Raw genomic sequence first — 13331 nt, forward strand, 5'->3', positions numbered from 1 at the left:
GGCAATTGTTAAAATTTGAATTATTCTCATCAACGCTGCGCTTTGATGAGGCACTCTCCCATCTTTTCAAAATAAAAATTTGTCTTTTTTGTTGGAATTATGTATTTAATACGCTTATCATGGGCATCAATTTCCACACCGATCATACCTTTATCTTTAAGGTCCTTGATTCTTCCATGAACTGTAGAATAGGATATATCAGGAATCATATTAATTGCATCTAAAATACTTACTTTAGTATCTTGTTGCCAAGCAGATGCGAGAACATGAATTAACCTTGTTTCGAGTGCATCCATTTGTGGAAAAGTAGGTAAATCTTTCAATGAATTCACAAGGTTAACGAATTTCAAATAAGTTGATGAGGTCTTAATAGCTTTTGACATAATTAGTTCACTTATTAATTAAACGTAATGATTTATATGTTTAATATTAACATTTTTAATATATCATTAATATATTTTTTTTCTTATGATTGCTTTGATAGACGCTTATCGCTCTGGGTTCCTACAAAAAAAACATTGGCTAAGTAATCTACTGGCCGGCGTCATAGTGGGGGTTGTCGCTCTCCCGCTTGCTATGGCTTTTGCTATTGCCTCAGGCGCCAAGCCAGAACAAGGGCTTTATACAGCCATAGTGGCAGGATTGCTTGTATCTACTCTAGGTGGAAGTCGCCTACAAATTGCAGGTCCAACTGGTGCGTTTATTGCCATTCTCTCAGGTATCACTGCCAAATATGGTTTCAGTGGGTTACAAATTGCGACCCTAATGGCGGGCGTGATTTTGATCGCTATGGGGGTTGCAAAACTTGGCGGGGTCATTAAATATATTCCTGACCCAGTCATTACGGGATTTACTTCTGGTATTGCTATTATTATTTTTGTTGGTCAATGGAAATATTTTTTTGGACTTAACAACACGGTAAGTGGTGAACTGTTTCATCAAAAGTTATTGGCTCTTATTCACGAGCTCCCTCAGCTTAATATACAAACCACACTTCTTTCACTAGCAACATTACTTATTTTAATTGTTGCACCACGAATTATTAAAACTATTCCGGCCCCCTTTATTGCGATGGTTTTTGCTACTACCGTTCACTGGTCTTTAGGTTTAAACGGCATTGCAACAATTGGTAGTACATTTGGCGGCATACCACAAACTCTGCCCAGTTTTACCTTGCTACCCCTTACTTATAATGAAGTACTAAAACTTATTGGACCCGCTTTCACTATCGCTTTATTGGGTGCGATTGAATCATTATTATCTGCAGTGGTAGCCGATGGTATGGCCAATACTCGCCATAATTCGAACCAAGAATTAATTGGCCAAGGTATTGCTAATATAGTGAGTCCATTGTTTGGTGGTTTTGCAGCAACAGGAGCCATTGCGCGTACAGCAACCAATATTAAAAATGGAGGTAACTCTCCGTTAGCCGGTATTATTCACTCGTTCACTCTAATTACTATTATTGTGGTTTTCGCTCCGCTGGCTTCTCACATCCCACTTTGCGCTTTGGCTGCCATACTCTTTGTTGTTGCTTACAACATGAGTGAAATGCATACTTTCATTTATATGCTACGTTTCTCACCACTTTCAGACCGTTTTATTTTACTTACCACCTGCTTTCTTACTGTATTTGTTGATTTGGTCATCGCTGTCAATATTGGCGTTGTGATGGCAGCATTACTATTTATGAAAAATATGTCTGATAGTGTGGCTGTTGAAGCATTATCTATTGACGATATCAACGCAGAAATAAATGATGAACAGGTTAGCTTACCAAAAAACACTATGGTCTATGCACTAGAAGGTCCTTTCTTTTTTGGTGTTGCATCACGCTTAGAGCATTCGCTAGCAAGCGCCCATATTCATGCAGAGGCTTTGGTATTAAGACTAAGAAAAGTCCCTTTAATTGACGCAACAGGAATTAAAACCTTATTTAATCTTGCTGATAAATGTCGTTTACACAATACGCAATTGGTTCTATGCGGCGCCAACAAAAAAGTCATGTCACAACTAATTCAATCAGGTATTACTGAAAAAATTGGAATGGATAACTTAGTACAACACATTAGCGAATGGAAGGGGGGGAGTCACGATACCATCTCGTCACTCTCCCCATAGCTTAGTAAAACATTATGCTAGAGTTGGATAGTCTGTATACCCCTTTTCTGTGCCACCGTAAAAAGTGGAGCGATCATAAGGTGTTAAAGGTGCATTGGCAGCAAAACGCTCAACCAAATCAGGATTAGAAATATATATACGTCCGAAGGCTACTGCATCTGCATGCCCTACATTAACAGCTTGCTCGGCATTGTCTTTATTATACCCTCCAGCCATGATGACCTGTCCATCAAAACGCTCACTAAACAGTGTTGCAGTACTCGGCGCATTCTCAGCCACTTGATCACTTCCTCCAGCCATGGTTGAACGTGGTTCGATTAAATGCAAGTAAGCAAGATGTAACGGGTTTATTCGGTCAATGACACCATTAAACAATGCGATAGGATCACTATCAGACATATCATTAAACTCACCATAAGGTGACAATCTGACGCCCACTTTGTCACTACCCCACACTGCAATCACTTCATGTAACACTTCCATTAATAAGCGGCAGCGATTTTCTATTGAACCACCATATTGATCTTCTCTTTTGTTAGTGCCATTTTGTAAAAACTGATCTAGCAAATAGCCATTTGCTGCATGGACTTCAACGCCATCAAACCCTGCACGCTTAGCATTCTCTGCTGCTTGTCGATATTGACCAATTAACGTTTTAATATCTTCTGCTGTTAATGCCCTTGGGGTTTCATAAGGCTCTTGACCCCACTGCGCAGTAAATACTTGACCTGAGGGAGCGATCGCTGATGGGGCAACAGGTAAACCCTCGTCAGGGTGGTGGGATGTGTGAGAAATACGACCAACATGCCAGAGTTGCATCACTACTTTACCACCTTTTGCGTGAATAGCAGAAGTTACCTTCTGCCATCCTTGAATCTGCTCTTCACTATAAATACCTGGGGTACCGGGATATCCTTTACCCAAGGGAGAAATCTGTGTGGCTTCAGTAATGATAAGGCCGGCGCTAGCGCGTTGCGCATAGTATTCCGCTGCTAGAGGGCCAGGAACATCACCTGCAGCTGAACGCATTCTGGTTAAAGGTGCCATCACCACGCGATTATTAAGTTCGAGCGAACCTAATTTAACAGGTGTTAATAATTTCATAGTCTCGATTCCCTATTAATAATAAAATATCTTTTACAACTGAGCTCATTAGATAGTACCGATCCGAACTAATTCAAGGGGAAGTTGTAAAAAAATATGAAATTTCCACTAACTCTTTGAAATGTGATAGATTAAGTACTGAATAAAAAAGCGATTTTAACGCGCTTTTATTTAACTGTAGTGACAATGATAATATTTGGAGAGAACGCAGATGATTCCTGATACAGATACTATGGCAATTTATGAGATTTTAAGTATTGCTGGTTTAGCATTTCTTATCATCATTTTTGATACTGCCAAATGGACCAAAAAATAATAGTAGTTTATTGATTTTATTTAAAAAGCCCTGATAGTTAGTCAGGGCTTTTTTATTTATTTATTTGGTTGAGGTGTCACTCTGAGATAGGGTTTGACTTCTTTAAACCCTTTAGGAAATTTCTTTTTAAGTTCTTCAGGATCTTTAATTGATAGAGGAATAATTACATCATCTCCGTCTGTCCAATTACCTGGAGTCGCTACCGTATAACCATCGGTTAATTGAAGGGCATCTATAACACGTAACACTTCATCAAAATTACGACCCGTACTCATTGGGTAAGTAATGATCAAACGTACTACTTTCTTAGGATCAATAATGAAGAGAGAGCGAACAGTCGCAGTTTGTGATTGATTAGGGTGAATCATGTCATACAAACCAGAAACTGTTTTGTCTTGATCAGCGATAATTGGGAACCCTACAACAGTTTGTTGTGTTTGTTCAATATCTTTAATCCACTCCACGTGCTCCTTAGGAGAATCCACAGATAAAGCAATGGCTTTCACATTTCGGCGGTCAAACTCAGGCTTAAGCTTTGCTGTGAGCCCTAACTCGGTAGTACAAACAGGAGTAAAGTCAGCTGGATGTGAAAATAACACTACCCAAGAATCTCCTGCCCAGTCATAGAAGTTAATCTTACCAATAGATGATTCTTGAGAAAAATTAGGTGCGGTATCACCAAGTCTTAATGTCATTTTGTTCTCCTATTTATTAAAAACAGCTAAATTAAGAATTATTCTAAATCGTTTCATTGCTATTGTGTAAAGATAAAGGCTAAATAATCTATTTATCTGGCAATAGGTCCAGGAGGTATTGCATTCACTCTCCTCCATGGCTCTGGACATTGGGCTATCTCGGGATAATATCCATTTAGTGAAGGACAAAAATAACGCATTTGAATAGCTGGTGGGGGAGATGACGGTACAACTGTAGTCGCTTGCGGTGAAACGTACATAGGGGGAGATGGCGGTACAATTGTAGTCGCTTGCGGCGAAACGTACGTAGGAGGAACTGGCGAGACTGGTGGTGTGGCATTAACAAACACCACTCTCTCAGAAACCATCATAGGGTATGGATAAATAGGGGCTGTATAATAAAACCATCTGGGCCCGATGACCCACCACCAACCATATAATCCCCCCCGAGTTGCTTGAATCCATCTACCTCTCTCCCACACTCTTAGTTCACGTGGATGAAAACAATGTACATCTCTATCATGAAACTCAACAAAATGACGCTCACGAAAATGTCTTTCTTCATCTGCGTAAGAATTAGAAAAAAGAGTCAACAAACTAAGAGTTAAAAAAATTATTTTTTTCATTGCGGTGTACTCGGAACCATTTGCCAAGGGACTGAACATTGAGCAACATAGGGATAATAAGCCCCTGATGACGGACAATAATACCAACTACCTTGGCTGGTTGGTTGATATTGAAACGCTTGCGGTGGTGCAGGTTGAACATAAACCGGTTGTGAATAAATCACCGTTGGTGGAGCGTATACATAGGGTCTTGCGTAATAGGGATAGGCCAGTTGCGAGCCCACTAAGGCACCAGCAATAAAACCTAATCCAATCGCACCCCCTCGATCCGCGTAACTCATTGAAGTATAAGATAAAGAGCCTAATATCAATAGCAATATCAGTGTTTTTTTCATGAGTATCTCTCTAGTTATTTCCTGGTGCGGATTTAGGTGGCATCATGTGTCTATAACCATAATCTTGCCCATATCCAGGTCCCATCATTGGGTGATGTGAAAAATAATTAGCTTGCCAATTTGACCAATACAAATCAAAGATAACTTTTTGCTTACTATCTAGTACGTCATAAAAAGCAAGCGTTCTTTTCGCAGCCTGTTTTACTTTTGAAATATGTTCTTTTAGTAATTCTAAACGGTGATCTAAAAATTGTTGATAAGCATCTAATCTTTCAGGCGTTGATAACATCAAGTCATGTTTTTTGGGATTACCTAATCTTCTCTCTTCCATCATCTCATGCATTTCGGAAAAGTCTTTTTTAACACCACTGGACCAAGTACTCCATGCCTTTTCCTGACTTGCATTTAATTGAATTTTTTCATGCAAATCGCTTAATCTAGAGACAATGAACTGTTCTTCATAGTTAGGTGGCGTATCTTTAACGGCGTTGGTATCTGCGAACGCATTGAGTTGATTCAACAAAAAAATCATACTAGCTAGCATTAGAAATTTTAATGTCTTCATACCAATACTCCTTGGTTAATTATATAGAAAGATAATAGTGATATATTTGAATACAAATTTGTCAATAAAGTTTGCAAAATATTGTAAATCATCCCATCAATTCACTTTATTCTATGACTATTCGATATAACTTATTTATCATTAATGCTAATTAAATCAAAATAGGTAGTTGTAGCTATGCAAAAGGTATTACTCATTGATGACGATGTAGAGCTTCTTGAAATGATAGCTGAATATCTTAAGCGAGAGGGATTTGACGTTAACGTAGCTCATACTGGATATGAAGGCCTCTCTCTTCTAAAAAAAGATAACTTTTCTATTGTTGTGCTAGATATTATGATGCCTAATATAAATGGATTAGAGACACTCGAAAAAATTCGAGAGGAGTCACTGATACCTGTATTAATGTTAACCGCAAGAGGAGATGATAGCGATCGTATCATTGGATTAGAGCTTGGAGCCGATGATTATGTACCTAAACCCTGTACGCCAAGAGAGTTAACCGCACGAATTAAAGCCATTCTTAGACGTTCGCAAAATAGCCAGAGCTTTCAAGATAACAATCGCGTTATTGAGATTAATCAACTTAAATTATGGCCAGGAAAAAGACAAGCTTTCTGGTTTGATAAAGAACTTCCATTAACCAGTAGTGAGTTTAATTTGCTTGAAGTATTAGTTAAAAACGCAGGAAAGTTAGTTACTAAAACTCAACTCTCTGAAGAAGGCCTAGGCCACCCCCTTGCACGATTCGAGAGAAGTATTGATGTACACATCAGCAGAATAAGAAACAAACTAGAAGCCATCAACCCTACATCAGCCCCAATTAAAACCGTACATGGCCAAGGGTACCTATTTATTATTGAGTAATAATGTATAAATTATTCTGGAAATTTTTTTTTACGATATGGATTGCCCAATTGACGACCATTTGGGGAATCGGGACAGCTATTTGGTATATTCGTCATCACGAGCCACTCACAGAGGTAAATTTAGATTTATCTAATGGTGCCGCTTTTTATCTTGATCCTGTTGCAGACACTCTAAAAAATCAAGGTTTAGTTGCTACCGAAGATTATTTAAAGAAAAGATTTAGACGCATTGTATATGTTGTTGATGTGAATAATAGTAAAGAACTTTTAGGGCGAAAAATTCCCAAGGATTTTCTTGAATTTGTTAATCAAAAAAGCCAAACTACTCTACAAAATAATGCAATTCAAACACTATCCGTTGATGGGCATCACTATTTACTTTTTGTCGCTGACATTCCTTCGCCGTGGCGTAATCGACCACTTATTCCAGTGGTTCCATTGGTAGGAGCAACTCTAGCAAGTCTTCTTTTTGCTTTTATTTTGGCACGTCATCTTTCTCGACCAATAGAAATATTAAAACAAACCATCTCTCAAGTTGGCGCAGGACACTTTAATATTACCTTACATCCTCAACTGGTTGATCGTAATGATAGTCTTGGTGAGTTAGCCTGTGACATAAAAAATATGAGTTTGCGATTAGGAAAACTTATTGATAGCCAAACAAAATTACTACACACCATTTCGCATGAGTTAAGATCGCCATTAACACGCTTACAAATGGCAACAGGTTTATTGAGACAAAAACATCCTACCAACGATGATGAAATGTCACGAATTGAAAGAGAGTGTAAACGTATTGACCTGCTGATTGGTGAATTACTAACACTGTCAAAATTAGATGATGGTATAAATCATCTTAATGAAGAGATCATTGATCTTAATTCGCTTATTCAAGAAATTACTGATAACGCGTTATTTGAGGCTAAATCGCTAAATAAATCGGTTTCACTTAATGTAATAAATGAGCTCATTCAAGTTAAAGGTGATGCGTCTTTACTGTACTATGCTGTTGAAAATGTTGTTAGAAATGCATTAAGACATGCCAAAACAAATATTGTCATTACAGTCATCAAAACGCTCAATGATAAAGCACATATCTCAGTGGTGGATGATGGAGAAGGCGTAGATGATTCTGAGATTACGCAAATTACACAGCCCTTTTTCCGAGCCAGCAATTCGCAAAGAGTTTTGAATAATAAGGGTTTTGGCTTAGGCTTAGCTATTACTTATAAAACACTTAAAGCACATCATGGAGAAATTCAATTTACTAATTTATCTGATAAAAAAGGATTTAAAGTTGATTTTTATCTCCCCATTTTAAGCTAATTAATTAAAAATTAACTCTTTAAATGCCTTACGAATTGGACTTTCATTGCGCCACTTTAATGTTATCCAATTCAACTCTCTTTCTATAAAATTATCATGTTCGGATACATGTAAATTTTGTAACTTGTTTTCTTTTATCCCATCCTTCACCATAATTTCAGGTAACAATGCAACACCTAACCCAGCATAGACTAAATTCAAGACAGCCAGGTTATTCCCTACCCGTACTATAGATCGAGGTTTAATATGATAACGATTTAAATATTCATCAGTAACTCTAGCAGTACCCGACCCATCTTCTCTCATAATCCATTTAACCTGCGATAAATCATTAATTAGTGTATTTGACATAAATGTTGTAGAAGTCACTAATAACAGACGTTCTTTTTGCCATTCTCGAACCTCTATATCAGGCTCATTAATGACCGGACCTTCTATTAAACCGATGTCAATTTCACACTTTTTAAGATTATCTATTATGTGTTGTGAATTGCCACTTACAACAGAAATATTGATATCAGGAAATTTTATTGAGTAATTAACTAAATAAGGAGATAGCCAATGTGACGCAACAGTGGTACTAGCTCCAATGGTCAAATTACCCACTTTGGCTTGAGACCTTAGAGTCAAGTCTTGAATAATAGCGTGTTCGATTGTAAAAATATTTTTACCTAAATTATATAAAGAAACGCCACTGTCTGTAAGTAAAACAGGCAGATAAGCTCTATCAATGAGTTTCACATCAAATAAGCTCTCAAGTTCTTTAATCGACTTGGATATGGCAGGCTGTGTAATAAACAGATTTTCGGCAGCTTTGGTAAAGCTACCTGTTTCAACAACCTCGATAAATGCTCTTAATGCTTGAAAAGGGATTCTCATAACTTAAAGTTATCTTTTAATGAAATTAATGAATTTGAGTAATTATATGCCGCGAAGCACAATATGAAAACAAATTTAAACAAGGTAACAATATTGTGCAAAATTTATCTTTTCGGCTTTCAGGCTTGTTTTTTACATTTATGGGCGCGCTGATTTCCATTGCAGCTGGAAATCTTCCGTTTTTTTCACAACATCACATCACCTCACTCACCCTTGCCATATTATTGGGCATTGTATTAGGCAATATAAGCGTTGTTAACCAGCTAGAGAAAATACATTGGGGAGTGGATTTTTCTAAAAGTCAGTTATTAAAGTTAGGTGTCATTCTCTACGGCCTAAAAGTCACTTTTAGCGAAATTATGCAAGTAGGACTGTCTGGAATACTTATTGACTTAACCATGGTTATATCCACCTTCTCATTGGCATACTTGGTGGGCAGAAAATGGCTTAAGGAAGACTTACAAACAGTGATATTAATTGGCGCAGGAAGCTCCATATGCGGTGCTGCTGCTATTCTTGCAACCGAACCAGTTATTAAAGCTCAAGCACATAAAGTATCTATCGCGGTTGCTACTGTAGTGATTTTTGGTACTCTTTCTATGTTCCTTGAACCGATTGTTTTTCAATATAGCGGCTTACCTCTCTCTACGGTAGGAACCTATCTGGGATCTACAATTCATGAAGTGGCGCAAGTAGTCGTAGCTGGTCGTTCTGTTAACGAACATGTTAGTCATATTGCTGTGACTGAAAAAATGCTAAGAGTAATGATGCTACCTTTTTTCCTGATTGCCTTGTCATTTACCTTAAAGAATCAATCTACACATCAACAAAATAGAAAAATAACAATCCCATGGTTTGCAATAGCATTTATATTGCTTACCGTCATCCATAGTTTTGTAGCACTACCCAAACCAATCATTCAATTTGGTATAGACATGGATAACGTCATACTCGCTATGGCAATGTTTGCTCTTGGGGTGAGGACACATAAGTCTGCGCTAAAAACTGCTGGGATAAAACCAATTATTTTAGCTAGCGTCTTATTTATTTTTCTAACTAGTGGTGGTTTATTAATAAATTCACTAATAAGCAAAATAATTAATTAGTTTTACTGGGGACAAAGGAGTCTGAAAAAAGATTTTTCATCGAAACACCTTTTAAAAAGCTTTGTTTCTTACCGTAGGTAACCATATCAGGGTTACCACAAAAATAGACTTTCCAGTCTTGTGGAGAGACTAACTCTGATAAGGCGTAGTGAATAAATGATTGGTGTTTATTGTCATTTACCAAACTATAATCAAACCAATTTACATTCAAATTATTAAATTGATGACTTAAAAGGGTTAATTCATTAACCAGATATTTATCACTCTCCTGAGTTACACCGTGATAGAGCTTAAATTCTTGCTTATCTCCCTGAAATAGGGCTTTTTTTATCATCCCATAAATGGGAGCCAAGCCTGAGTTACTGGCAATAAATAGAGTAGGATGTGTATTTTTATCTGGATAAATACATGTCCCCATGGCTTCTGATATTTCAATCTGCTCCCCCATTGCTACATGGTTCGCCAACCAAGGTGAAAGTTTACCGTTATTAATAATTTGAATATGTAACTCTATATCCTTCTCTGAATCAGGGTTTGACGCTATAGAGTAACAGCGAAACTCATTTTTTAACTGATATAGCCTAATATACTGCCCTGCTTGATAGTCAAATTCTTCCTCTGGTCTTAGTACAAGCTTAACAATAGAACGATTTACTTGCACTCTATCAATTAGCGTTACTCTTGTATTACGGACCTCTCCATCAAGTGAAGCAATCACTAAACTCTCTTCAGGAAAACATTGGCATGCTAAAAAATGTTTTGCATGAATTTTGTTTTCTGATAAACCCACTTGAGCTTTTGCTGGAACCACTCCTTCCAGTACCTTCATTTCACATGCTTGACATAAACCACTTTTACATGAAAAGGGAATGGATGCCCCCTGCTCTAATAAATTATCCAAAAGAGACCCATTCCCGCATTGATACTGCTTACTTTGATAAGTTACAGTTACCACAACTACTTTCCTAGCACGTCATTTCTCGTACTTTCTGCAATCGCCGCGGCCTGTGCGATTAAATGGTCAGGTACATTTAATTCTTTTAAGGTGGCGCCTATATGCTCCATAACTGCATCAAAATGGCTGTCGTTTAGCCCCATTTTAACCAAGTGTGCGTGACCACGACGCATATCTTCACCGGTGTAATTATGTGGCCCGCCAAAAGCCATTGTCAAAAAGGCCTTTTGTTTAGCAGCTTGTTTTTCCATATCAACGCCCTCAAAAAACCTATTGATACGGTCATCTAATAATACCTTTCTGTAAAAAATGTCTACTGCAACGGATACTGCTGCATCGCCCCCAATTTCTGAATATAAGCTCATTCTTTTTCTCCAAAATTAAATTTTCTGAATACACCTAAAAGATGTATTATTAATACATCTTATTTTCAAAAAACTATGTTGTCAAATAAATTCAGGAAAATCGTTAAGAATTAGCTAAAATGGGAATTTAATAGATATCAAGCTGAAGCGAATTATTTAAACTAAATGAAACTTACCTTTTATACAGACTATTCACTAAGAGTATTGCTATACCTGGCACATGAGAATAATCGCTCAGTGACAATTACTGAATTAGCAGAATTTTACGATATATCACGTAATCATTTAGTAAAAGTAGTACATCAATTAGGGCTTAATGGTTTTATTAAAACCACTCGTGGGAGAGCAGGAGGAATTATTCTCGGGAAAAAGCCAAATGAAATCAGCGTTGGAAATGTAGTTAGACTTAGCGAACCTGATATTGATTTACTTGATTGTTTTAACCAAGAAAAGGACCATTGCAAAATAAGTAGAGCATGCAAACTAAAAGGGATTCTTAAAAAAGCCCAGAATAATTTCTTAAAAGAATTAGATGACTGTCTACTTTCTGATTTACTTATTCCTGAAAAAAAGTTTTTCAATCCGGATATTCCCATCCATTTTATAAATAATTTATAAGGTATTACATGTTGTATTTGTTAAGCTGGATGAAGGGATTTATTCCACAAAAGATGTATTTTCCAAGAAAAGATTATCTAATCTCACCAATTGGTGCATTAGTTGGTCTAGCTATTACAGAGGGACTATCAAAATATTTTTTAGGAGAAACCAACCCATGGTTTATTGCACCAATGGGAGCCTCTGCTGTTCTATTGTTTGCAGTTCCTGCGAGTCCTTTAGCTCAACCTTGGTCTATTATTGGAGGTAACTTAATCGCCTCATTAATCGGTGTTACCTGTAGTCAACTCATTCCATCCCTGGGACTGGCAGGCGCAATAGCCGTTGGATTGACTATACTATTAGCAATGAAAGCGCGTTGCCTTCACCCCCCTAGTGGTGCAGTAGCGTTAACTGCTGTTTTTGGTGGAGAAACAATCCATCATTTAGGGTATTTATTCGTTATATATCCCACATTGATCAATTCAATGCTATTAGCTGCAATGGCACTTTTTTATAATAATTTAGTTAAACGCTCATATCCCCATCACGCACAACCCACCCCAACCCAACCACTGGTCACTCAGTGGTCTGCTATTGAAAGAGCAGATATTGAATTTGCTCTTGAAAACAATAAAGAATTACTTGATATTAATGAAGAGGATCTTGAACTACTTCTCAATATAGCAGAGCGTCATGCACAAGATAGAGACAGACCTAAGAGCGGAACATAAAAAATACTGCGCCTAATAAACATATCCCAGCCCATAAGTAATTCCACTTAAAGGGTTCATTCATATATAAGATTGAAAATGGAATAAATACGCTCAAGGTAATTACTTCTTGAATAATTTTTAATTGGCCTAAGTTAAAAAACATGTGCCCAATACGGTTACCTGGTACTTGTAACAAGTATTCAAAAAAAGCTATGGCCCAGCTAACTAATACAGCTATCCACCATGGCCTATCAGCAAAGTTTTTTAAATGCCCATACCAAGCAAAGGTCATAAATATATTAGATAAAGTTAAACATATTACAAATATTATTGGATGAAACAAGATATCTTTAATATTTAGCATTTGTACCCCTTATTAACCGCAGTTGCAAACTTTTACACATTGATTTATAAAGAACTTTTATGATTAAAAAGATTATAAAAGAAGAGTAAATACATTGGAGTATAAAATGAGAAAGAGTGTTTTGATAACAACTTGTGCTTTATTCCTTTTATCTGGTTGTATGCCTCAGGGTACATGGGTTAAAGACCAAGTCCCTACGCAAGCAGAAATTGACCACTACCAGTGTTTGAAAGAGTCACAACAAGTTCAAGGATGGTCGAACCCTAACTATCAAGGGGTTTACCCTTATTCTTACCCAATGGTTGGAAATAATGTTATAACTACCACTACCAATGATGATTTATATGCAGCATGCATGAAATCTAAGGGATATACATTTCATAAAAAATAAA

At 37.1% G+C, this 13331-nt stretch carries 17 protein-coding genes; 7 read left to right on the forward strand and 10 right to left on the reverse strand.

The features are described 5' to 3' along the window. Window positions 1–29: 29 nt before the first annotated feature. Entirely contained in the window at window positions 30–383 is a 354-nt protein-coding gene (locus FV185_RS09150) for a MarR family winged helix-turn-helix transcriptional regulator (protein ID WP_067496820.1), read from the reverse strand. Window positions 384–468: 85 nt separating this feature from the next. On the opposite strand from FV185_RS09150, the gene FV185_RS09155 reads away from it, so the two are divergent. Next, on the forward strand, window positions 469–2121 hold the full coding sequence (locus FV185_RS09155) for a SulP family inorganic anion transporter (protein WP_067496823.1): 1653 nt from the start codon (window positions 469–471) through the stop codon (window positions 2119–2121). A gap of 12 nt (window positions 2122–2133) precedes the next feature. On the opposite strand, the gene FV185_RS09160 is transcribed toward FV185_RS09155, so the two are convergent. The 5 genes from FV185_RS09160 to FV185_RS09180 form a co-directional block, all read right to left on the reverse strand. Further along, on the reverse strand, window positions 2134–3225 hold the full coding sequence (locus FV185_RS09160) for an alkene reductase (RefSeq protein ID WP_067496826.1): 1092 nt from the start codon (window positions 3223–3225) through the stop codon (window positions 2134–2136). Window positions 3226–3597: 372 nt separating this feature from the next. Next, window positions 3598–4236, reverse strand: coding sequence for a peroxiredoxin (locus FV185_RS09165; RefSeq protein ID WP_067496830.1), 639 nt, complete (start codon window positions 4234–4236; stop codon window positions 3598–3600). 92 nt (window positions 4237–4328) lie between these two features. Further along, window positions 4329–4862 carry a hypothetical protein gene (locus FV185_RS09170; RefSeq protein WP_067496833.1) on the reverse strand — a complete coding sequence of 178 codons (534 nt, stop codon included), beginning with the start codon at window positions 4860–4862 and terminating at the stop codon, window positions 4329–4331. After that, window positions 4859–5197: a hypothetical protein gene (locus FV185_RS09175; protein WP_067496836.1), complete on the reverse strand. Its 339-nt coding sequence runs from the start codon at window positions 5195–5197 to the stop codon at window positions 4859–4861. Before FV185_RS09175 ends, FV185_RS09170 begins: the two co-directional genes overlap by 4 nt. 10 nt (window positions 5198–5207) lie before the next feature. Continuing rightward, window positions 5208–5762 carry a Spy/CpxP family protein refolding chaperone gene (locus FV185_RS09180; RefSeq protein WP_067496839.1) on the reverse strand — a complete coding sequence of 185 codons (555 nt, stop codon included), beginning with the start codon at window positions 5760–5762 and terminating at the stop codon, window positions 5208–5210. Window positions 5763–5939: 177 nt separating this feature from the next. Here FV185_RS09180 and FV185_RS09185 point away from each other — a divergent pair, with 177 nt between their 5' ends. Both FV185_RS09185 and FV185_RS09190 read left to right on the forward strand, forming a co-directional pair. After that, window positions 5940–6629: a response regulator transcription factor gene (locus FV185_RS09185; RefSeq protein ID WP_067496844.1), complete on the forward strand. Its 690-nt coding sequence runs from the start codon at window positions 5940–5942 to the stop codon at window positions 6627–6629. Window positions 6630–6679: 50 nt separating this feature from the next. Beyond that, window positions 6680–7957, forward strand: a complete 1278-nt coding sequence (locus FV185_RS09190; RefSeq protein ID WP_197457859.1) for an ATP-binding protein — start codon at window positions 6680–6682, stop codon at window positions 7955–7957. On the opposite strand, the gene FV185_RS09195 is transcribed toward FV185_RS09190, so the two are convergent. Further along, on the reverse strand, window positions 7958–8836 hold the full coding sequence (locus tag FV185_RS09195; RefSeq protein WP_067496850.1) for a LysR family transcriptional regulator: 879 nt from the start codon (window positions 8834–8836) through the stop codon (window positions 7958–7960). Window positions 8837–8931: 95 nt separating this feature from the next. Between FV185_RS09195 and FV185_RS09200 the strand changes: the two genes are divergently transcribed. After that, window positions 8932–9942: a YeiH family protein gene (locus FV185_RS09200; RefSeq protein WP_067496853.1), complete on the forward strand. Its 1011-nt coding sequence runs from the start codon at window positions 8932–8934 to the stop codon at window positions 9940–9942. Here FV185_RS09200 and FV185_RS09205 read toward each other — a convergent pair. Further along, complete coding sequence (locus tag FV185_RS09205; RefSeq protein ID WP_067496856.1) at window positions 9935–10897, reverse strand: 2Fe-2S iron-sulfur cluster-binding protein; 963 nt, start codon at window positions 10895–10897, stop codon at window positions 9935–9937. The two genes, FV185_RS09200 and FV185_RS09205, sit on opposite strands and share 8 nt — an antisense overlap. 2 nt (window positions 10898–10899) lie before the next feature. Further along, entirely contained in the window at window positions 10900–11262 is a 363-nt protein-coding gene (locus FV185_RS09210; protein ID WP_067496859.1) for a group I truncated hemoglobin, read from the reverse strand. A gap of 165 nt (window positions 11263–11427) precedes the next feature. Here FV185_RS09210 and FV185_RS09215 point away from each other — a divergent pair, with 165 nt between their 5' ends. Continuing rightward, entirely contained in the window at window positions 11428–11880 is a 453-nt protein-coding gene (locus tag FV185_RS09215; RefSeq protein WP_067496862.1) for an Rrf2 family transcriptional regulator, read from the forward strand. 8 nt (window positions 11881–11888) lie between these two features. After that, a complete protein-coding gene (locus FV185_RS09220) occupies window positions 11889–12593 on the forward strand; it encodes an HPP family protein (RefSeq protein ID WP_067496865.1) in 705 nt (234 codons plus the stop codon). Here the strand turns inward: FV185_RS09220 and FV185_RS09225 are convergent. Beyond that, complete coding sequence (locus tag FV185_RS09225) at window positions 12577–12939, reverse strand: DMT family protein (protein ID WP_067496869.1); 363 nt, start codon at window positions 12937–12939, stop codon at window positions 12577–12579. The genes FV185_RS09220 and FV185_RS09225 overlap by 17 nt on opposite strands. A 106-nt stretch (window positions 12940–13045) precedes the next feature. Between FV185_RS09225 and FV185_RS09230 the strand changes: the two genes are divergently transcribed. Further along, complete coding sequence (locus tag FV185_RS09230) at window positions 13046–13330, forward strand: hypothetical protein (RefSeq protein ID WP_067496872.1); 285 nt, start codon at window positions 13046–13048, stop codon at window positions 13328–13330. The last annotated feature ends 1 nt before the right edge of the window (window position 13331 follow it).

This window comes from Ferrovum sp. PN-J185, assembly GCF_001581925.1.
Lineage (GTDB): Bacteria > Pseudomonadota > Gammaproteobacteria > Burkholderiales > Ferrovaceae > PN-J185.